25 protein-coding genes are annotated in these 21,682 nt (G+C 42.0%); 24 read left to right on the top strand and 1 reads right to left on the bottom strand.

The genetic code is table 11. The features are described from left to right. Positions 1–48: 48 nt before the first annotated feature. The 3 genes from ASD24_RS03560 to ASD24_RS03550 all read left to right on the top strand — a co-directional run bounded on the left by ASD24_RS03560 (position 49) and on the right by ASD24_RS03550 (position 3,802). Positions 49–1,461: an amino acid permease gene (locus tag ASD24_RS03560; protein ID WP_056691573.1), complete on the top strand. Its 1,413-nt coding sequence runs from the start codon at positions 49–51 to the stop codon at positions 1,459–1,461. Between the two features lie 292 nt (positions 1,462–1,753). Beyond that, positions 1,754–2,824: a hypothetical protein gene (locus ASD24_RS03555; RefSeq protein WP_056691569.1), complete on the top strand. Its 1,071-nt coding sequence runs from the start codon at positions 1,754–1,756 to the stop codon at positions 2,822–2,824. A gap of 36 nt (positions 2,825–2,860) precedes the next feature. Beyond that, positions 2,861–3,802: a tyrosine-type recombinase/integrase gene (locus tag ASD24_RS03550; protein WP_056691567.1), complete on the top strand. Its 942-nt coding sequence runs from the start codon at positions 2,861–2,863 to the stop codon at positions 3,800–3,802. A gap of 310 nt (positions 3,803–4,112) precedes the next feature. Here ASD24_RS03550 and ASD24_RS03545 read toward each other — a convergent pair whose 3' ends face one another. After that, positions 4,113–5,042, bottom strand: a complete 930-nt coding sequence (locus tag ASD24_RS03545) for an L-lactate dehydrogenase (RefSeq protein WP_056691565.1) — start codon at positions 5,040–5,042, stop codon at positions 4,113–4,115. Positions 5,043–5,364: 322 nt separating this feature from the next. On the opposite strand from ASD24_RS03545, the gene ASD24_RS03540 reads away from it, so the two are divergent. The 21 genes from ASD24_RS03540 to gerQ all read left to right on the top strand — a co-directional run bounded on the left by ASD24_RS03540 (position 5,365) and on the right by gerQ (position 21,343). After that, the gene (locus ASD24_RS03540) at positions 5,365–6,642 is read left to right on the top strand and encodes a WD40/YVTN/BNR-like repeat-containing protein (protein WP_056691564.1); all 1,278 of its coding nucleotides are present in this window, start codon (positions 5,365–5,367) and stop codon (positions 6,640–6,642) included. Positions 6,643–6,777: 135 nt separating this feature from the next. Continuing rightward, the gene (locus ASD24_RS03535) at positions 6,778–6,987 is read left to right on the top strand and encodes a hypothetical protein (protein WP_056692540.1); all 210 of its coding nucleotides are present in this window, start codon (positions 6,778–6,780) and stop codon (positions 6,985–6,987) included. A gap of 232 nt (positions 6,988–7,219) precedes the next feature. After that, positions 7,220–7,450, top strand: a complete 231-nt coding sequence (locus tag ASD24_RS30890) for a histidine phosphatase family protein (protein WP_235540314.1) — start codon at positions 7,220–7,222, stop codon at positions 7,448–7,450. A 506-nt stretch (positions 7,451–7,956) separates the two neighbouring features. After that, positions 7,957–8,193, top strand: a complete 237-nt coding sequence (locus ASD24_RS03525) for a hypothetical protein (protein ID WP_235540312.1) — start codon at positions 7,957–7,959, stop codon at positions 8,191–8,193. Positions 8,194–8,248: 55 nt separating this feature from the next. After that, positions 8,249–9,031 (top strand): phosphotransferase family protein, encoded by a 783-nt coding sequence (locus ASD24_RS03520; protein WP_162248917.1) that lies wholly within the window; start codon positions 8,249–8,251, stop codon positions 9,029–9,031. A gap of 132 nt (positions 9,032–9,163) precedes the next feature. Further along, the gene (locus ASD24_RS03515) at positions 9,164–9,634 is read left to right on the top strand and encodes a GNAT family N-acetyltransferase (protein ID WP_235540310.1); all 471 of its coding nucleotides are present in this window, start codon (positions 9,164–9,166) and stop codon (positions 9,632–9,634) included. 16 nt (positions 9,635–9,650) lie between these two features. Beyond that, the gene (locus ASD24_RS03510) at positions 9,651–9,860 is read left to right on the top strand and encodes a hypothetical protein (protein ID WP_056691553.1); all 210 of its coding nucleotides are present in this window, start codon (positions 9,651–9,653) and stop codon (positions 9,858–9,860) included. A gap of 22 nt (positions 9,861–9,882) precedes the next feature. Further along, entirely contained in the window at positions 9,883–10,959 is a 1,077-nt protein-coding gene (locus tag ASD24_RS03505) for a CHAP domain-containing protein (RefSeq protein ID WP_056691550.1), read from the top strand. 44 nt (positions 10,960–11,003) lie between these two features. After that, positions 11,004–11,777 carry a sugar phosphate isomerase/epimerase family protein gene (locus ASD24_RS03500; protein ID WP_056691548.1) on the top strand — a complete coding sequence of 258 codons (774 nt, stop codon included), beginning with the start codon at positions 11,004–11,006 and terminating at the stop codon, positions 11,775–11,777. A 34-nt stretch (positions 11,778–11,811) separates the two neighbouring features. Beyond that, on the top strand, positions 11,812–12,618 hold the full coding sequence (locus tag ASD24_RS03495; protein ID WP_056692539.1) for a class I SAM-dependent methyltransferase: 807 nt from the start codon (positions 11,812–11,814) through the stop codon (positions 12,616–12,618). Between the two features lie 49 nt (positions 12,619–12,667). Next, positions 12,668–13,402 carry a class I SAM-dependent methyltransferase gene (locus ASD24_RS03490; RefSeq protein WP_056691545.1) on the top strand — a complete coding sequence of 245 codons (735 nt, stop codon included), beginning with the start codon at positions 12,668–12,670 and terminating at the stop codon, positions 13,400–13,402. A 29-nt stretch (positions 13,403–13,431) separates the two neighbouring features. Next, entirely contained in the window at positions 13,432–13,932 is a 501-nt protein-coding gene (locus tag ASD24_RS03485) for a GNAT family N-acetyltransferase (protein WP_056691542.1), read from the top strand. A gap of 2 nt (positions 13,933–13,934) precedes the next feature. After that, positions 13,935–14,417 carry an NUDIX domain-containing protein gene (locus tag ASD24_RS03480; protein ID WP_327205220.1) on the top strand — a complete coding sequence of 161 codons (483 nt, stop codon included), beginning with the start codon at positions 13,935–13,937 and terminating at the stop codon, positions 14,415–14,417. A gap of 49 nt (positions 14,418–14,466) precedes the next feature. Further along, positions 14,467–15,624: a bis(5'-nucleosyl)-tetraphosphatase (symmetrical) YqeK gene (yqeK, locus tag ASD24_RS31390; RefSeq protein WP_082560257.1), complete on the top strand. Its 1,158-nt coding sequence runs from the start codon at positions 14,467–14,469 to the stop codon at positions 15,622–15,624. A gap of 122 nt (positions 15,625–15,746) precedes the next feature. Continuing rightward, positions 15,747–16,325 (top strand): cysteine peptidase family C39 domain-containing protein, encoded by a 579-nt coding sequence (locus ASD24_RS03465; RefSeq protein ID WP_056691536.1) that lies wholly within the window; start codon positions 15,747–15,749, stop codon positions 16,323–16,325. 14 nt (positions 16,326–16,339) lie between these two features. Further along, the gene (locus tag ASD24_RS03460; protein ID WP_056691533.1) at positions 16,340–16,756 is read left to right on the top strand and encodes a DUF7674 family protein; all 417 of its coding nucleotides are present in this window, start codon (positions 16,340–16,342) and stop codon (positions 16,754–16,756) included. 258 nt (positions 16,757–17,014) lie between these two features. Then, entirely contained in the window at positions 17,015–17,407 is a 393-nt protein-coding gene (locus ASD24_RS03455) for a DUF2500 domain-containing protein (RefSeq protein WP_056691530.1), read from the top strand. A gap of 191 nt (positions 17,408–17,598) precedes the next feature. Next, the gene (locus ASD24_RS03450) at positions 17,599–18,348 is read left to right on the top strand and encodes an SDR family NAD(P)-dependent oxidoreductase (RefSeq protein WP_056691527.1); all 750 of its coding nucleotides are present in this window, start codon (positions 17,599–17,601) and stop codon (positions 18,346–18,348) included. Positions 18,349–18,552: 204 nt separating this feature from the next. Beyond that, entirely contained in the window at positions 18,553–20,244 is a 1,692-nt protein-coding gene (locus ASD24_RS03445) for a hypothetical protein (RefSeq protein WP_056691524.1), read from the top strand. Positions 20,245–20,403: 159 nt separating this feature from the next. After that, complete coding sequence (locus ASD24_RS03440) at positions 20,404–20,826, top strand: cell wall hydrolase (RefSeq protein ID WP_056691521.1); 423 nt, start codon at positions 20,404–20,406, stop codon at positions 20,824–20,826. A 25-nt stretch (positions 20,827–20,851) separates the two neighbouring features. After that, positions 20,852–21,343 carry a spore coat protein GerQ gene (gerQ, locus tag ASD24_RS03435; RefSeq protein ID WP_056691518.1) on the top strand — a complete coding sequence of 164 codons (492 nt, stop codon included), beginning with the start codon at positions 20,852–20,854 and terminating at the stop codon, positions 21,341–21,343. Positions 21,344–21,682: the final 339 nt, after the last annotated feature.

The following is a 21,682-nucleotide window of genomic DNA, read 5'->3' as shown; positions in this document are numbered from 1 at the left end:
ATAGAACAGATGAACAGGTGATACTTTCACGACGAGAGGAAATTATGTATGAGCAGAAATGAGTCACAATCTTCATTGTTTCGCAAGAAACCCATTGCTGTAAGTGGGGAAGAACGTAGTGCACTGAAAAGAGTGTTAGGGCCGCTGGATCTGATGACACTTGGTGTAGGTGCGATTATCGGAACAGGGATATTTGTTCTTACAGGTGTGGCTGCTGCTAAATACGCAGGGCCTGGTCTAGTCCTTTCCTTTTTGCTGGCAGGGCTAATCTGTGCTTTTGCTGCACTGTGTTATTCGGAATTTGCCTCAAGTGTACCCGCTTCGGGAAGTGCCTATACTTATAGCTATACTGCCTTTGGTGAAGTAATTGCTTGGATTCTTGGATGGGATCTGATCCTGGAGTATGGTTTTGCAAGTGCAGCAGTTGCTAGTGGATGGTCTGGTTATTTCCAAAGTCTATTATCTGGATTCGGATTGCACTTACCTCATGAGCTAACGAGTGCTTTTAGTCCAGAGAAGAGTACGTATTTTGATATCACAGCAGCGGTCATTACGTTAATTATTACCTTCTTGTTAACCCGAGGAGTGAAAGAAGCGGCTCGTGCCAATGGGATTATGGTTGCGCTGAAAATAATTGTTGTGTTGATATTTATCGGTGTAGGTGTGTTCTATGTTCAGCCTGATAATTGGCAGCCATTTCTGCCTTTTGGCATTTCGGGTGTAACCGCTGGAGCGGCGACGGTATTCTTTGCGTATATTGGATTCGATGCTGTATCTACCGCAGCGGAAGAAGTGAAGATGCCTCAGCGCAATTTGCCGATTGGCATTATCGGTTCGCTCGCGATCTGTACCGTGTTATATATTGTCGTTTCACTAATCCTTACGGGGATTGTGCCGTACCATATGCTGAATGTTAGCGATCCAGTAGCTTTTGCCTTTGAATTTGTTAACTTGCATGGCTTATCTTGGATTGTAGCACTAGGTGCCATTACAGGAATTACTACCGTATTACTTGTGATGATGTATGGTCAGACGCGATTATTGTACTCCATGTCAAGGGACGGATTGTTATCTCCGGTATTCTCGAAAGTTAGTGGCAAAAGCCAGACTCCTGCCCTGGGTAGCTGGGTTGCGGGAATCGTTGTAGCGTTATTTTCTGGTTTCATCTCCCTCGGACATCTGGCAGAGTTGACCAACATCGGCACGTTGTTTGCATTTGCAGTGGTCAGTCTGGGGGTTATCGTGCTCCGTAAAAACAATCCTGATCTCAAACGTGGCTTCCGCGTCCCGTTCGTCCCATGGATTCCAATCCTCAGCGCAATCGGCTGTGTGTATCTTATGACTCGACTTGCGATGCTCACTTGGATCACGTTCTTCATCTGGTTGCTGATTGGTCTGGCGATTTATTTCTTATACGGACGTCATCACAGTCATTTGAACTCGAAGTCATTCGAAGAGTAAGCTCAATCTTTAGATCAAATGGCAACAAAATAGTTCATACCTCCTGAATTTTCGCTTGTGCGAAAAAAGTAAGGGGGTTTTTTATTTGTATTTTGGAGTTAGGAATTCTAAATGAATCATCTGCATTTTTTTTAATAATTCTAGTAAAATTAACGGTTCCTAAGACCTGTATAACGGGTATGTATTAAGGTGCATGTAGACTCATATCGTTGAACTGGGGTTGCGGGTTCATCCAATATGACATATATTTGGGGTTGTGACATGCCATCAGACAGAGGAGAGGGGATGTATCATGAATACATATTTACATACGAACCAGGATTTGAATCCGAATTTCGGGTTTGCTTTAACAGATTCTGCTGTACTTGCAGAGGCGAAGTTGATCATCACACAGAAAGCCGAAGTTGAGCATATAGAACTTGATATTGATCCACAACGTTGCTTGAAGGACGGACGCAAAGTCTCGGTTGTTGCTCAGCAGCTTGATGCTCCTATCGTAAGACAAGATGCTTCTATTATATATGGTCAAGAACTGAGCTTCGTACAATATACAGTAAACTTACATCCCGACACGAAGTTTTCCGTAGGTTCTATTGAAGGTATAGACTATAGTGTAGACTTCGGATGGTCGGATTTTGTTGAAGGAGAGTATGAGCTATGTATATCGATTCATAGGAAAACACCTCGGATTGCAGAAGTTCCATTGGAGCCAGAACAGATGGCTATGGTCAGATATGCTCAGGTGGTTACGGTCGTTATCGCACTATTCCCAGCGCAACCTACGCAAGAGCAACTTGCATCAGCACCAGTATGGACGAGAGACCATCATGTATTTGACTCCTATGGCAGTGCGGGCTTTATACTTGCAGATCTACCACGCATGGTTCCGCGTGTAGACGAGTTACTTGGAGCCGGGGATCACAATTTAGTTGAACGTTTTAATGAGGGTGATCTGTCCGCTCAGCTGTTAAATGAAGGCTTGATGGCCACTGCATGGGGCATTTCGCCTTGGTGTTATTCCATCTATGCAGCTCCCGATGCGACTGCACAGGCTAAGTTGCCGGTGGACAAGCTGGGAGAAGAACCTGTATGCACGGGAATTTACCGTATTGCTGCTGAAACAACACAGTTAAGCATTATTCCTGCCAATGAGCTTGCGAACTGGCCGGCTTGTACGAAGAAAGAGTGGCCGCAGATTCAAGTTGCTGGTTCGGGAGAAACACTACGAATGGCATTGGTTGTGCAAAATTGTGAGTCTGTAAATGGGCTACATGAGAACCCACTACCGTCTTTTGTAATTACGCGTAACGAAGGTCTCCCAGAGATCGTCGAACCGTTGATAAATATCGTTATTGTTGACTGACGAACATTACCAATAGAATTGTGGTGACAAACATAGATGATATCTGAAGAAATCAGGGAGCAATATGCAGAGGAGCTTGAGGCTTTTCATATATGGATGAAGGATGCCGGCTACACGGGATATACCGTGAAATCCTATACTGGTGATGTGGCTGAATTTCTCGTTTCGATTAAAGGCAAACCGGTAGATCAGGTCAAAAAACTGCATGTGTTATCTTACTTGTCCCAAGCCCGGGAAAGAGGAGTAAGTGATGCTACAAGAAATCGAAAACATGCAGCAATTCATTGCTTTTACAAATCACTAATTGAATTAGAGCTTGTAACAGCGAATCCTGCCTTCGGAATCAAGAAGTCCAAAACCGAGAAGAATCGTGCGCCCGTTTTCCTAGATGAGAGTGGGTTGGAACGTTTTCTGCAATCGGTTGAGGGGAAGTATCGAACACGGAATTTGGCTATTTTCCTGCTGATGGGGTATATGGGACTACGGGTTGGAGAGGTGCACGCCCTTAACTGCAAGGATTATAATGCTGACAGGCGTACGTTGGATGTCTTCGGGAAAGGCCGGAAGTGGCGCACATTGCCTGTTCCTGAGATGGTTGCGGATCTATTGTCCCAAGCTTTAGAGGAACGTTTAGCTCCATGGCGTTCGAAGGAAGAAGCGCTGTTTGTTTCGCAAAAGGGTAAACGACTGTCTATTCGCAGTATTCAGCTCATCTCCACCGAAACCTTTGAACGATTCCAGGAAGAATCGCCGTCCACGCAGCGACAGAACTATTCTAGTCACAAGCTGCGGCACTCATTTGCTACGATGATGTTACGCCGAGGGGCTGATTTACGAACGGTTCAAGAGCTGCTTGGTCACTCATCTATCCAAACTACAACCGTCTACACGCATGTCACCAGTCGGGAGAAAGAGGAAGCGATGGCGCTGCTTGATGTAAAAATACCTACCTTTAACGCTCAGCCGATTCATGAATAACGAAGAAGCCGCAGATCGAAGGAGATGCGGTTTTTCTTGTTTGAGTGAGGGGGAGTATATAATTTCCGTAATTAATATTATGTAAACTAAAATAGAGAATTACTCAATATACCATAGATACATTAAACTTCAAAATATATAAATATCATATTAGAAGATCTAAATTATACATTTTTTTCTATCTCATTATAAAAAAGCAGTAAAAAACCATCCAGATCTCACTGAAAAGTAGATCCAGATGGTTGTATTAGATTATGATGATTATTGTTTAACCGCCAATAATAATAGGGGATATGATGCCTTCAGGCTACTATTCTAAACCTGCAATTTGTTCTTTTAATTTGTTTGCGGAAGCCTGGAAAGCGATTTTTTCTTTCTCATTCAATGGCAGTGGTAGGATTTCGCGCACGCCGTGACGATCTACGACACACGGAACACCAAGATAGACATCAGATACGCCATTGTAATCTTCAAGCAACGTAGATACATTCAGGACAGAGCCTTCATTCCCGAGGATTGCTGCAACGATACGATCAAGTGCTAGCGCGATTGCATAAGAAGTGGCACCTTTGGCATTAATAATCTCATAAGCTGCATTCTTGGTGCGATCAAAGATATCCTCTTGCGTTTCTTCATCCAGCTCTAGATTCGTTCCTGCAACGTTGGCAAGACTCCATACAGGTACTTCGGAATCCCCGTGCTCGCCGATGATATGGGCGTGGATGCTGCGCGGATCAATACCTTTATTCTTACCAATGAGGTAACGGAACCGTGCACTATCCAGCAATGTTCCTGATCCAATAACACGGGACGCAGGCCAGCCACTTTGCTTCCAGGACGTGTAGGAGAGGATATCTACAGGGTTAGTAGCAATCAACAAAATACCATGAGAATTAACGGCTGTAATCTTCTCAATAATCTCTTTGAAAATGCTTGCATTTTTCTTCAGCAGATCGATGCGTGTCTCGCCAGGCTTCTGGGATGCGCCGGCTGTTATGATAATAATGTCAGCGTCTTTGCAATCCGAATAATCGCCAGCCCATACTTTTACGCCCCCGGTAAAAGGAAGACCGTGGTTCATATCGAGCATTTCGCCTGTAGCTTTGTCATGATTCACATCCACAAATACCAACTCGGATGAGCGCTGTCTTAACATCAGCGTGTATCCCGTTGTTGTTCCTACCGCACCCATGCCTACAATAACGACACGACTGGGTTTAAGGTTCGTACTATTTGCCATGTTTATATCCTCTCCTTTTTGGATGTACTTCCATCCATATTAAGGGATATCTTCCGGAAAAGCGAGGGATGTCTATAAACTTTTTCACACGAGATGTCTTTTTTAGAAATATTTCGTCGAAATGACTCGTGGTGCAGAGCACATAAAAATCAGACAACGGATTTCATTCAGTTAACATAGAGTCTAACGTCATAGAACACGTAGGAGCCTTTTCGACAAGATCTGTGGTAAAATGGGTGAAGTGGAATGGTGATGAATCGTAAAAAGACCCGAATAGATAGGCATGCACGCCTGCTTGTGGGATAAAGAGAGGTGAAACCACTTGCGTTTGCATTGGATTAAGATTGTGCAGACAGCATTGCTGACTATAGGCTTAGCAGCAGTACTCGCAGCCTGCACTGATTCAGAAGTAACACCGGTGGCACAGCCACCTCAGGAAACGGATGAGACGGGAAATACCGGACAAACCTTAACCGTTGTTCCCCCAGTTAACAGTACAGAAGCGGCTGATATGGCCAAGTATCAGATTCAGACTCGTTTGACCGATTTTCAGCTCCTGAATTCGAACGGTGGTTTGGCATGGGGAGTAACAAGAAACGCACTACGATTGTATTATACGCAGGATGAAGGAGTCACCTGGACGAATATTTCACCTTCAGAGAATGTGCAGTTTCCAGCCAATCCACAGTACGGCCAAAGTATATATTTTGTAGACCGTACACACGGATGGATCGTTCGTGAAGGCATGGGTGGAACGGATACTATTGTGCTTCGTACCAACAACGGTGGGGCAAGCTGGAGTTTATCCTCGTTATCTAAGACTGATAAGGTAACGGCAATTTCTTTTGTTTCTCCGGAAAAAGGATGGATTCTCACTACGGTAGATACCTCGATTGGTAAACAAGACAAAAAGCTGTATGTTACCGAAGATGGCGGAACTACCTGGAAACCGATGTCTGAGAGTGATAATGACGAACAGACTGGATTAGGAGAGATTCCTACACGTGGATATACAACAGGATTAACGTTTTCGGATGCGAATCATGGATTCTTGACTGCACTTGATTTTGGGACACCGAAGTTATACGTTACGACGAATGGTGGAGAGGATTGGAAGGTGGGTGCTTCGTTCTTCGATCGTGATAAATTCAGTGGATGTGGCAATTTTGGCATCAACTCACCCCAATTTTTCGGACGAGAAGCCAAAGGAGCTTGGATGCCATTGTCCTGTTCGACAGGAGATCGTACCAAGTTCAATGGATTTTTCACAGACGACGGAGGAAAGAGTTGGAGCTTGTCTACGTTCTCGCTCAATAAGCAGACGGGTCTGAATCGTAACCTTGCACCCACGTTCCTTAACGCAAACGATGGATGGACGATACATGAAGGTATAACCTACCATACAGAAGATGGAGGGAAGACCTGGAACGCACTTCCGAGAAGTAAAGTGTTCGATCAGATTCAGGAAGACTATCCGGAGATCGTGAAAATCCAGATGGTGTCAACGAAGCTGGGGTGGGTGCTGGTGGAAAATACGGATACCAAACGATCCTTATTGTTGCAAACGGAAGATGGTGGCGTCCGCTGGAAGGTACTATAATCACCAGGTACAATACACATTGTAAGATGGAAACCTACGGGTTTCTTTTCTTTTTAGTTACTTTGTGAAATAAATCACAAAACTAATGTTCAAAGGATGTTATATTGAATTCAAGAAGAGATGGGAGTGATGAAGATGAGAACAAACGAACAAACTCAATTCACGCAGGCGGACGAATTAACCAGATACATGCTTCACTTATGCTACACTTGTGATGATGCCAATCGTTGCACAACCGAAGAAGCCGTGAAAGCTTGTATGGCAAATAACGCACAGGCAGACCAGCCAGAACCGGCTGAAGGTGCAGACGTAACTCGTGGATTTATGGATCTGATGTACGCCTAGGCAACAGGTAAGCTTGGAATAACATTCAAACATTCAGTCTAGATCACAAATTTCAACCGGAACGCTCCTTATAAGGGCGTTTCTTTTTTTGGTGAGAAAGGTTATTTTATCCTTCTGCGTACTTCGCAAATAAAACAGTATGCGTTATCATGTAGATACTGAACGTTTAAATTGTCATAGAGGGAGTAATGGATTACAGGTAATTGCATTTGGGAGGGGAGGCTGAACTGCAATGGAGCTCATATTTATTCGTCATGGGCATGGGGAACATCTTAATGACTATCCCAATCAACTAAATAAGATCCATCCAGGACTTACGGAATTAGGTAAGATGCAGGTAAATAAACTACGAAATGAATTAAGTTTTAATTCGGATGACGTGATCCTTGTAAGTCCGACCAAAAGGACGATAGAAACCGCTCTAATTTTAGCTGTAATCGCAATATCATTGTTACACCTCTAATTGGCCCGAGAATGTTTCCAAAAAACCCGAAATTTCCTTTCTTGAAGTGTGATTATATATATTCAAAGCAAGAGATTAGGAATCAATATAAGAATCTAACCATTCTTGATTTGGATTTAGATTGCTGGGACGAAGGGATTAATAGAATTGACGAGGATCTATTTAAAGCGTTTGGAAATCAAATAATAGGCTGGATGAAACAGAACAATAAAAGGCATTTTATCATATCTCATGATGGAAGCATAACCAATTATCGGATACTATTAGGAGAAGTTGGACTGACAAAATCGGATTTTTTGGGAGAAGCAGGCATGTATAAGATGATTTTATAGGAACTTGAAGAGCTAATTTAAGGTTTCAAGGAACTCTAGGATTGAATAAAGAGAGCGGGTGAAATCATGAAGTTCAGCTACAAGAATTTTTCCTGTGATGTAGAGATATATCATAAAGATGATGACTTTACTGTACGATTCTACGACAAAAATAAAGAACAGGATGAGCATGAAATGATGAATTTGGTTATTGTTGATCCTGGGTACGGCTTTCTTTGCTTGAAAAATAAAGGGGATTCAGCGTTGTTAAGCGGATTCCTAGATGAAGAAGTGTTCATTTCGGAGGATTATGTAGATGCAGCACTTAGTATCATTGAGGACCTAAGTCCAACGTTCAAGGAGGTATGCACTCCGTATCATATTAGACTTTTTAAACAAACTAGCTTTGCTGAGTACAACGGGGAGTATTGAAATTGACATGTTGATCGGGCTCAAACCAAAGGGATTTTATCGAAAGGGTGTAAGGATGAATATCCAGGATATTCCAAAAGAGATCATTCAGCAGGTTGGTGAAGTTAAGAACATTACCTTTCCCAATAAGCAAGGGCATACTTCGATCGTAGCTATTTTGCATACCCCAGATAAGAAGTACATCGTCAAAAAAACAGAAAGCCTCCTCTACAATGAGTCGTTATCTGAAGAGTATGAAGCACTTCAACATCTCCGCCTGTTAGGGTTACCTATCCCGAAAGCGTATTCAATACATAGGCAGAATCAAAAGAAATGGCTACTAATGGATCACATAGAGGGGATAACGCTCAGGGAATTTCTATCTAAAGAACCTGATCCCAAAGATAAAGAAAGAGCGATAGGTAACTTTGCGCGTTGTCTCAAGCAGATTCATGAAAGCTCATGTCCTACGGCATATATGAAGAGTGATACGACTTGGTTAGATCACATGTTATCTAAAGCTAATTATAATCTACAGAATTTTGTAGTTGACGGTACAGATGCTCTTCTCAAACGGATCCAAGAAATAAGGCCAGCACCAATAACAAATACGTTAATTCATGGTGATTTTACGATAGACAATGTGTTAGTTCATGATGGTAATATTGTCGGTGTAATTGACTGGTCAGGCGCTGCTTACGGCGATCCTAGATATGATGTTGCATTAGCGATTAGACCGAAACATAACGCTTTCGAAGATGAGAGAGATAAGGAAGTATTTTATAACGCATATGGCAAGCTAAGATTAACGGATGAAGAGTATGACTACTTTGAAGACGGTCTATATAACTTCTTCTAATATTCTATTTACGGGAAGAATTCATGGTAGATAACTTAGGATAGGTGTCGTTTCGGAATTGTAAATAACCCCATTTTGCGCATAGGATGTCAATATAATTAAATAAGCAGGAATGGAAATGTAGGGAGTGTCATGATGCAATACATTGTAAGGAATGCTACTGTGAACGATATGGATGGACTTTGCTCTATTCGGAACAATAAAGGGCTTTTCACGAGATATTTTACACAGCAAGAGAAACAAGAGGCAATACTAGTCGTTGCTGCAACAGATCATATCATATTAGGATTCGGTGTTCTAAAATTAAGAGGCGAATCGGCTCCGAAATTAAGTGATCTATATGTTAAAGAGGCGTATCGCGGGAACGGCATAGGATCAGCGTTGATAACGTATAGAGAACGTCTTGCGAAGCAGCGAGGTTGTACAGAAATGTACGTGAGTGTTGATCCTATTGAAAATCCCAAGATGATTAAACTTATTACTCATCACGGATATCATGCTATTTCAGCACCGTACTCCAAAGAAGCTATTTATTTCAACGAAGATGGTACTAGCTACGAAAAGACGTATACCAGGATAGATATGAAAAAATTACTGAGCTAATGTGGCTTGGTCGAGATTGGAAGATCAACAGATCCCCGAAAAGGATCAAGGTAACAAAGAACAGATTACAGCTAATTTCAGAAATATCGAACAAGGTGAATTTTACGAGCAAGGTGAACACGAAGGATATATAGAATATGAGAAAGAAGCAGGAGCAAAATCATTTTTTCAAATGATTAAAGATGAGAACAACATATGGAAAGTAGCATTTATGCCGTTACAGTAGAGTGAATAGGATGGGATGATTTATGGAGATCGTAACATCACGGATGGATCACATCCGTACACTTGTGAATGAAATGATATTCAATATGAATAGTCCTGTTCAACGACATCAAGCTTCGGTACACCTTTATGGAGTGTCGTCATATGCGTCGATTCTTGCACTAAAGAGAGGACTAGAGCCTGAGATTAGTGCAATCGCAGGGTTGCTCCACCAATTTTATTATTACAAAACGAGAATTGCTCATTACCCTGGCGTGAATAGTGCTGAGACTGTAAGACCTATATTAAGAGACTTGCGGATCTTCTCTAAGGAAGAGCAGCGCAGCATTCTACGAGCGATATTCTACCAAGATCACCTCATGCAGGTTCATGACCCTTATGATGAAATCATCAAAGATTCTGTTATCTTTCATCAGTATGTCCAACATATTGACCAATCTGTATCGCCGTCATCTGCACTTAGGCTAGTAAATACGCTTAATGAACTATCCATTTCAATCAATCATATAGGCATAGATGAGATAACTGCTACGGATAGCTGTATTCACAGCAATATCATTGATAAACGTCAAGGGTTAGTCAATATAGCGGAAGAGTTAGCAGGACAAGTTATTGTTGGCATCTCGGGGGATCAACGCTATCGTGATATTTGTCAGTATTGGCCCGATCAAGATATACATAAAGTTTTACAAGGCAATTGGTGTGCGGCGTTTGTATATCATTGCTGTATGTTAGCAGGGATTGTACTACCTATCCGTTACCCCAGTGGAAAATATCGTTTAGCTGGAGTTGGTGCAATGTTGGAATGGTCACAGCTACCTGAAACAGGTTTTTTTCACCATGATAAAGAGTACGGTTTTAAACCTGAACGTGGGGATATCGTTATATATGAGAAACTGTTATCTGACGACTCGCATGATCATGTAGGGATTGTGCTTGAACTTGACGATGACACTATACTAGTCGCCGAGGGGAACAAGGATAACGAGAACTGCTCTGACATAGTGAGGAGGAGCAGAAGTCATTGTATTTTAGGTTATATCCGAATCGATAATGAATATCTATACAGTTTTAATGGCATATACGATCCTATACTTTAACTATAACTGACAGCAACAATTCAATTGAAGAGAGGAAGAGATGTATGGTAACGATCTATGATTGGTTTGGTTATGAAGTATCGATGAAGGAACGTTATGAGTTAATTAAAGAAGCTGGATTCGATGGTGTTCTATTATGGTGGAGTGAACATTTTGGTCGAGGGGACTACTGGAGCGGGCCGCAGCTTGCAAGAGAAGCAGGACTTATTATAGAAAATATCCACGCGCCAATCCATAATGAACATGATCTTTGGACTGATAATTTGAATGGCGAAAGCGTTACCAATAGATACTTGCAGTGTATCGTGGACTGCAACGCGTATGAGATTCCAACAATGGTTGTACATCTTCCGAGTGAAGATCATCCGTACAATACATTGGGAGTAGAGAGAGTGAAGAGAATAACAGAACAAGCGGAGCAATTTAATGTAAATGTGGCGTTTGAGAATTTAAGAAACTTTACTAATTTGTCGCAGGTACTTGATCAAGTGGATTCCAAGCGGATCGGCTTCTGTTATGACTGTGGACACCACTATCGCTATTATCCTAGCAAAGATTTGTTATCTATGTATGGTTCTAGATTAATGGCAGTGCATTTACATGATGACAATGGAAGTTGGGAACAACATGGGCTGCCTTTCGATGGATCCATTGATTGGTCTACAACCATGAATCAAATTGCAGGTACAGGTTATACGGGTGCAACTGCATTAGAGCCTATGAACTGGGATTATGAAGAGTTGTCCATTAGAGCATTTTTGGAGAAAGCGTTTGTGAAAGCGAAACAGCTTGAAGAATTGCGATTATCTAATTCATAAAAATAAAGAAATGAAGCAAATTTTGAAGCATCATATGTATGAAAGAGTACAGTCAGATGAGCATTCTTTTCTAGAAAAACGGGGGGACAATAGGTTGAATAAGCAGAGTGTACACCAAACGAACACCTTATATTGGGATACCCAAGCAAATGATTTTTTAAAAGCAATCGTACTTCCGCTATATGGAGCATTTGTATCGGAAGAAAAACATCAGCTATTCGGAGATGTCTCTGGCAAAAAGCTGTTAGAAATAGGCTGTGGCAATGGCCAATCTTTGCAGTACCACGGAGAGCGCCAAGCGGCTGAGCTATGGGGAATGGATATTTCTAAGAATCAAATTGAAAAGGCGGAGCAGCATCTAACAGCATGTGGTCTTTCAGCAACATTAATCTGTTCTCCGATGGAAGAAGAATGTGGCGTACCTATCGACTATTTTGACATCGTTTATTCGATCTATGCAATAGGCTGGACAACCGACCTTGAAGCTACCTTCAAGAGAATCGCCTCGTATTTAAGAAAAGACGGAGTATTCATTTTTAGTTGGTCTCACCCTATACATAGATGTATAGTGCAAGAAAATGATAGATTCGTATTGAACAAGCCCTATCATGATGAATCCTGGTATTTGGTCAATCCCGATGATGTTCAAGGCGAATTAACCTTATCTGATCGCACGCTTTCCACTTACATCAATGCGCTGGCTACAGCAGGGTTTGTCATTGAGCAAATGATCGAAGAAACGGATCAAGAAATCCTTCAACAGCACGCTGAAGAGAATAATCTCGCAAAAAGAGCAAAGATGTTTCCAGTCACCTTTGTAATCAAGGCAAGAAAACTATAAAAGACAGATATGCTAGGTGTTTACCTCATGCAAAGGAGCAAAATAGAGAATGAGTTATTACGGAGAACTATGCACTAGAATGTATGAAGTGGATAAATCGATCGCAGAAGGCAAAGAGCTTGATTTCTACCTTTCTTTTGCTGATCGAGAAGATATTCGTGTACTTGAACCCATGTGCGGAAATGGGAGAATGCTGATTCCTTTTATGCAACGTGGCATTAACATTGAGGGGTTTGATATTTCAGAGGATATGCTTAAGGTATGTAGGGAAAAAGGTAATGCATTAAACTTAACACCTCAGGTCTATTTCCATAAGATCGAAGAGTTTGTTGCAGCTGATCTGTACGATCTAATTATGATTCCATTTGGTTCTTTCTCATTATTGCCAACGGAACTGATTCATCCAAGTTTAGCGAATTTGCGAGGCGCACTAAAGGAAGATGGACGTCTCCTATTAACGATTATGTTAAAAGGTAACGAGATTGAAGAGATTGCAGACTGGAGAGAAGAGAGCCAAAAGAAATTGAACGATGAGACGATTGTTTTATATAAAAAAGTTCATTACGACCAGGAGAAGTCAACACTTATCACGAGGTTAAAGTACCAACTGATTAAAGATCAAATCATCGAGAAAACCGAGATTATGGATTTTCCTGTTCGCCTTTATGATATGGAAGAGTTTGAGCAAATCCTTAAAGCCAACGGTTTTCAACATATCCAGTTACATGAGGTGAAGGATGGCTATGGGGAAGGTACTTCTTTTCATGTGTTTGAGTGTTCCTAAAATTCATAGTTTGGGGAGAGGGTGGCTACATGGTTAAAATCAGGTTTGCTGCAAATGAGGATATCCCTTACATTCAATCGATAGCGCACGAGACATGGACGTATACTTATGGTGAGATCTACACTGAGGAGTACATTCGTGATTTTATCAGTAGAGCGTATTCCAGTGAAAATTTACGTTTATCTATTGAGAGAGATCTTCAGAGTGCGAAGCGAAGTTTCTTAATTGCAGAATGTAATGAGAAAGCTGTTGGTTACGCTCAGACCAGACAAGTGTCTGAAGAGGAGTATGAATTGTTACGAATTTATGTAAGACCTGAGTTTCACAAAATGGGCATTGGTAATGGTTTTATTCAAGAGTACATTCAAATTCTACAACCTATTCATCAATTATTTGCATGGGTAGGCAAAGAAAATCAGGTAGGCAGAGCCTTCTATGAGAAGAGAGACTTTGTAGTAGTTGCAGAAAAGACTGAAACGATTCAGGGACAAAATAAAACGCAAGTGAAGTACGTATTGCACATATCCTAACCATGAATAGGACTGAAACGATGGGTAGAAATATTATTGTTACAGGTGGAGCCATTATCCAAGACGATTGTGGAAGAATACTATTACAGAGACGATCAGATTATGGTGATTGGGGATTGCCTGGTGGCGGAATGGAAGCCGGTGAGACTATTGAAGAGACCATGATTAGAGAAGTAAAAGAAGAGACAGGTCTTACGGTTAAGCAATATCATTTACATGCAATTTATACCGGCGAACGAATGAAGTATACATATCCTGACGGTAATAAAGTTGTATTTGTTATGTTTTTGTTTAACGTAGAAGCTGACTTAGAAGGCAAACTCGCTGAGGATGGCATTAATCTCACATATAGAGATCCACAAAATGAATCCTTACAGCTTATGTTTAAGAGCATTGAAGGCATTGTCCTAGACGACATTAATATTGTACAAAGACCTATTTTTGTTGATTTGAAAGAAGAAGATACTAGCCTTTTAAGAACATGATAAAAGGATAAGAGAAATAGCCAAGATCATAGTAAAGGTGGTTCTCGATATGAATGAAGCTCTCCAAACATACCTAAAGGATATACAATTTTCAGGTGATCTCAAGAAAGACATCGAAGCTTTTTTTGCAGCGTATGAAGATGATGAAACTCTGGGACATACACTCTCGGTTGCTTCAGAAGCCAAACGTGTCGCTACGCTTTATGGAGCTGATCCTGTAAAGGCGGAACAGGCTGCATTACTTCACGATATTAGCAATGTTGTTCCTGTTGCTGAAATGTTGGATTTAGCGAAGAAACTCTCTATTGAAATCATGGATGAAGAGTACACCTATGGTCGCATCGTACATCAGAAACTGTCCAAAGCTATGGCGAGGGAAATCTTCAACATTACCGATCAAGAGATATTAGACGCAATCGAATGTCATACAACTTTGAAAGCAGAAGCTTCTCTCATGGACAAGGTTCTCTTCATTTCAGACAAAATTTCTTGGAAACTTCCAGGGGATCATCAATACTTACTTGATGCTAGACACAAAGTAGATGAAATGAAATTAAATGAAGGCATTCTGATATATCTGAATCAGGTATGGGAGAATCGTTCCAAGCTAAAATTGATACATCCATGGCTAATTCAAGCGCGATCAGAGCTTATGTCTACGTTTCCTGAATTAGAAACAGAACGATTTATCCTAAGACAGATCACACATGACGATGCGAAAGATATATTTCAGACCTTTTCGCTGGATGAGGTTACGAAATACTACGACGTGGAGAGCTTTGCGAATATTGAACAAGCAGAGCAACTCATTCAAACCTGGCATCAGAGGTTCGAGAACAAACAGGCTATTCGCTGGGGGATCGCTCTGAAGTCTGACAACCGAGTGGTGGGGACATGTGGGTTTCACGGTTGGGCGAAGAATCATCATAAGGTTGCAATCGGGTATGAGCTCACGCCACAATTCTGGCGCCAAGGGGTTATGACAGAGGTCTTAGAGAAGATCATGGAGTATGGGTTCGATACGCTTGAATTAAACCGAATTGAAGCCTTTGTTGAACCTGAGAATGTAGGCTCAAGAAGGGTGCTTGAGAAGGTAGGCTTCCAAGCAGAGGGTTTACTGAAGGATAATTACTACTGGAAGAACCGATTTGTAGATAACGTCATCTATGCTTTGATTAAAAAAGACTTTAAGAAGATGACAAGATGAGTTTCATAGCGAGATGAAACGAACACTGGATAATTCTTAGAAAAAGAACGTGAAATTGTACGATATAATAACCGGAGATTTTATTGCGCATAAATCAATCGTACTTATAAGGAGATACACCTATGTCACTTGGACTCATCATTGTACTTGTCGTGATTTGGTATTATTATAAGTTTCCGAGGAAAGATCAGATTGATACTCAGGCAGTCCCGAACGCTTATTTTATCGAATCTAACAACGAGATGCCTATGCAAGACCATTATGAATGTGCAGCATTTTCTAGTGCCTTTGTTCTGCGACACTTTGGGGTCGAAGCCGATGGTCAGAAATTATATGAGAAGTATCCGAGAAAATTGTTGGATGGAACCATTAGTCCTAAGGGGATCATTGTCTTTTTCAAAAGATTAGGGTATGATGCATCCTACCTTCGGGGAGATGTTAACACGCTAAAGAAGCAAATAAGTCTAGGTAACCCTGTGATTATGTTCATCCGAGTGAACCCGAAGCAACGATATCTGCATTTTGTTCCAGTTGTAGGTTATGATGAAACGCATTTTTATTTAGTAGATTCATTAAGTCATACCATTAACTGTAACGAAGCGCATTATAATAGAAAAGTTGCAATTCGTGAGCTGGATGGCTTATGGAGAACCTGGCTTCCTTTTTGCCAAAATTCGTATATCGTCGTTAAGCCCAAGTAGAGAAGGAGAAGTAAATGATTGTACTAGATATGGTTATGAACCTGTTAATTGATAGTTGCCCTTCTTATAAGGAACGATCAGAGAATTATATAAAAGAAAATTACGAAGAAGGCGAAGAAAGGCTACTTTATATGGAAATGTCTGATTTGGCTGAACATATTGTTGCTATGTATAAGAACAATCAAACCGATGAATTTGATAAGCTATTCGAAACGATTGAACTTCTACATACTGAAGGAAACCATGAGGTTAGAGCGTTAGCATCCGTAGGTCTTTTGGAGGATATTCAGAATCATATTCTACGCGATGAGAAGTTGACATTGTCAGCATTTGAGACACATCTTGGATCAGTGTCACTTGAATGGTGGACACATTTAATAAATGCTTGGGAAGGCAAAAGTGACTACCTCGGTGGACCCATTAAGAATTAGAAGCTATTCAATAAGTGAAAAACCTAACACATCATACAACAACTAGAGGTGAACATATGAAAGAGAAGTTAATCCTCGATATCAGACTGCTAGTTCCGCCGAAAGATGAACGTTTATGTTCATTTTTCGGCTCTTTCGTTTTAGTTACTCAAATATTTAATCCAATGAACAAGTTTTATGCCTGGCCGCATATACATTACTGAAACAGGTCAAGACTTCGGCTTTCCTAGGTCAATGTATATGAACGGAGGGAGAGACATGGGCATTGAATCATCATGGATGTTTGATTTGTTTGGAACGGTCTTTCCAATTGTGTTTGTACTGATTATAGGTATCGTATTGTTATCCGTGGGCAAAGAAGTGTGGAGATGGGGACGTAATAATACCGAACCCTTACTTACGGTCCCTTCACGAATTACAGGCAGGAGAATGCAGGTTAGTCAGTCGCACGCTGAATCTGGCAGTTCAGCCCGTACATTATTTTACGTCACTTTTGAAGTGGAGAGCGGGGATCGTCTCGAGTTCAAAGTGAGGGGAGAAGAGTACGGTCTATGCTCGGAGGGGGATGAGGGGCGTCTTTCCTTCAAGGGCACACGTTATGTAGGCTTTGAGCGTAACAATCGACGGTATACAGAGCGTGTGCACGGATAATTCGACTGGCTTGCGCCATCACGGCGTAAGCTTTTTTTAATGTCTTTTTGGTGGACAAGCGTTTCTTAACAGGGTAAACGTGTTTTTATATATAAAAGAGATTCTTTTTCCTAATCACTGATGCCTTCATTCGACATAGGTTTGTCAGATAAGGGTCATCCTAATTCATAGATTATAGAGGAGGAATAGTTATGTCATTCACAGATCAAGTCGTCGTTGTGACAGGAGCTGCTCAGGGGATTGGCCGGAGTGTGGCTGAGGCTTACGCTGTTGCAGGCGCAAAAGTGGTATTAGCGGACTACCAGGAAGCAGAGGGCGCAGCAGCAGCGGCTTCCATACGCAATGAAGGGGGCGAAGCCATCTTTGTTCAGTGTGATGTCCGGAAAGAGGAAGAAATTACGAACCTGATCAACACAACGCTTGAGGAGTACGATCAAATTAATATATTGATTAATAATGCAGGCGTCGCTAGATGGAAATCTCCTTACGAACTCACGGTAGATGAATGGGACGATGTGCTTAATACCAATGTAAGAAGCACCTTTCTTGCTAGCCGTGAAGCGGCGAAGCATATGAAGAATAATGAACATGGAGGTGCCATCATCAATATGGCATCGACAAGAGCATCGATGTCTGAGCCTGAGACGGAAGCTTATGCAGCATCCAAAGGAGCCATCGTCGCTCTTACACATGCTATGGCAGTCTCACTTGGTAAAGATCATATTCGGGTCAATTGTATCAGTCCAGGGTGGATTGAAACAGGAAACGTTGATGAATTGAAAAAAGCGGATCATGAGCAGCATCCTGCTGGACGTGTGGGCATTCCTTCGGATATCTCCCGGGCATGTTTATATTTGTCGGATCCGAGCAATACCTTTGTCACAGGGACCAACCTGATTATTGACGGAGGTATGACTCGAAAAATGATATATGAGGACTAAAACCGGGATTTATTCAATCGGGTACGTCCACGTCACGATATAGCACACTTAAGCCCAAGTTAAGCACTTGGGCTTATTTGATTTTAATAACTCGGTTGCTATAATGAATGTGATTTTATAACAATCTACGAATGGAGGGAGTTTATGTTCGGGAAATCATCCCGGAGGCTACTTTGGCTCTTACTGCTGATTGGAGGGATCATAATGACTGGCTTTGAATCGACTGCTGAGGCTAGTCCTGATGTTAGAGCTGCCTGGGTGTGGCAGGCGAATTCGATCCGTGACGGAGGAGATGAGCTGCTTGCGAATGCAGCTAAACATAAGATTAACAGACTCTATGTAAATGTGAATATGAACCTTTCAACTGAGATATATCGTGAATTCATTGCCAAAGCGACTGAGGCGGGCATTACCGTGGAAGCTCTCGGAGGCGACCCATCTTGGGCGATCGAAGGTCGTGAAGGTCCTATGCTTCGATTGGCTTCATGGGTGAGTGAGTATAATCTAGCGGTGGAAGCTGCAGAAAGGTTTGACGCGATTCATCTAGATGTTAAGCCTTATGTTCTACCAGCGTGGAATACGGATGCGTCAGCATTAGTGCAATCTTGGATGAATAATATGACCTTGTTACAGAAACAGGTAGAACAGACTGGAAACGTTCAGGTGAATGTCGATTTACCATTTTGGCTCAATTCTTATACAGTAACAGGGAAAAGAACAACCCAAGATGCAGATAACGAAACGTTATCGCACTGGTTCATTGAGCGGTTTGATCATATTACTTTGCTCGTATACCGTGATACTGCTCAAGGCAATAACGGAATTATTCGCTTAATTGAAAAGGATATGAACGAGGCAGATGCCCAAGGCGTATCTGTAACTGTTGGGGTGAACACCAAACCAATGCCTGGTGAAGAGTTCACCACATTTGCAGATAAAGGAACAGCCGAGCTTGAAGCTGTATTGAGTGAAGTAGCAGATTCGTTCCGTGACCACACGTCTTATGCTGGAGCAGCAGTGCATGATATTGTGTACTGGAGCCAGTTAGCTCCAGAAGATGAACCGGCACCTGCTCCAGAGAATCCAGTGAGTCCACCCGAAATCCGTGGAACTTACATCTGGGAGGCTTCTCAGGTAACTAACGATGGTGGGGAGCATATTCTCGAATTTGCTAGAGAAAAAAATATTAACTTCTTGTATGTACGCCTTGACCTGGAGCAGCCGTACTCTAGCTACCGATCATTTGTGAAGCGTGCTGCGGCACAAGGGATCGAGATTCATGCTATGGGCGGTCATCCGATCTGGGGGAAAGCCGAGAATCGCCCACGTATTCAACGTTTAATTGATTATGTAACGAATTATAACGCTGAAGTTGAAGCTGATGAACAGTTTAAGGGGATTCATCTCGACATTGAGCCTTACACCTTGCCTGAATGGCAATCAGATCGGGATACGCTGTTAAGCGAGTGGGCAGCCAATATTGCTTATTTCCACGAAGAAACGAAAAGACATGGCGATTTGGAAACAAGTGCAGATTTGGCTATCTGGCTTGATACATTTCCACTGCCAGGTAAGGACGTCTCGGTCAGTGAGTTTATGATTGACACATTAGATCATGTGTCACTTATGGCATTCCGTAATTCAGCCGAAGGCTCCAACGGCATAGCGGCTGTTGTTAGCCAGGAGATGGAGATCGCTGATCGATTAGGCAAACCGTTAATGATTTCGGTCGAAATGAAGGAGAATTTTGAAGGCAAGCACATTTCCTTTTATGAGGCAGGCGCATCAGAGATGGAACGTCAATTAGCTTTATTACCTAACCTTCTGTCTGACTTCCAAGCTTATCAAGGTAATATTGTACATGCATATGATTATTGGGTAGAAGCCAAGCCTTAAATAGGCGAGTTATATAGGAAATTTGATCTCCTGGAATCTCACACTTGCTGAGGTTCCGGGCTTTTTTTGTGAAAATCCGATATCATCTTGTCACCGAATAGGCTCCTGCACAATACGATATACGGTGATGAAGAGCTGATGCAGAGGAGGAAGCAGAACATGGCTGTAATCAAAGCCAACTCAGAAGATGTCAAGCTGCTTGCAAGGCTGTTGAGAGCAGAGGCTGAGGGCGACGGCGAGCAAGGCATGCTGTTAGTCGGTAACGTTGGCGTAAACCGAGTTCTGGTGGATTGCTTGGATTTTCGGGATATCCGGGATATCAATCGCATGGTGTTCCAGAACCCCGGTGGATTCGAGTCTACGCAGAAGGGATATTTTTATCAGCGAGCCAGACAATCCGAGATTCGACTAGCCCAGCGCGTAATTAACGGGGAGCGCATTTGGCCAGCCAGCAATTCGCTATGGTTTTTCCGTCCTGTAGGCGATTGCCCGCCAACGTGGTATGACCAGCAAAATACCGGCCGTTTCAAAGCACATTGTTTCTTTAGTCCTACAGGGGAAGACTGTCCGAGTGTCTATTAATAACAATTTTTGGGAGGAATCATCAATGATTAATCAGCCTTATCAACCAACACAGGTATTGGGTCAACAAGCGAATTCGCAAGTACAAGGAACATCTTACAAAATCGGTAACGGTGCACCTTCTATGTCTCCAACACCTGGAATGGTGTCGCCAAGCTCCACAACTGTTCCTCCGCTCGTGTCCAGTGGCAGTCCAATGACGCCTACAGGAACCGTTATAACAACAACAGCGCCACAGTTTGAACAATCTTACATCGAGAATATCCTGCGCCTTAATCTGGGTAAATTCGGTACATTCTATATGACGTATGAAGGAAACAAAGAATGGAATGCACGGATCTTCCAAGGTATTATTGAAGCAGCAGGTCGTGACCATATTATCATTAGTGATCCAAAAACAGGCAGACGTATTATGTTGCTGATGGTTAACTTCGACTACGCAACATTTGATGAGCCGCTGTTGTACCAATATCCAGGTGTAATTGGTAACTATCCGCAAGCACCGAGCAGACGTTAGTCCTTAACCTATAGGACGATAAGTAACATACCTAGAACATAGTTCTCCATAGGCTGCTTCTGAGTGTAGCGTGAATTCACATTCAGAAGCAGCCTTTTATTTATTGCATGTCTTAAATCTCTCGCTTCGGCGTTCTAAGAAACGCTCCAGTTTAAACTCAGACATAGCTCTACCTCGTTTTATTGATCTATACTTAGAATCGGATAAAAGGATTAAAGCGTTACTTTCAACTCGAATGTCTCATCTACTACAGGTTTGAAAAATTTAATTCAATGAAGTAACCTTACGATCAAGTTGTGGCACTTATAGATAAGACATGAGCATTGGAACGGAAGATGC

Source organism: Paenibacillus sp. Root52 (assembly GCF_001426865.1).
GTDB lineage: Bacteria > Bacillota > Bacilli > Paenibacillales > Paenibacillaceae > Paenibacillus.
This window is presented reverse-complemented; position numbering and strand designations above follow the sequence as displayed.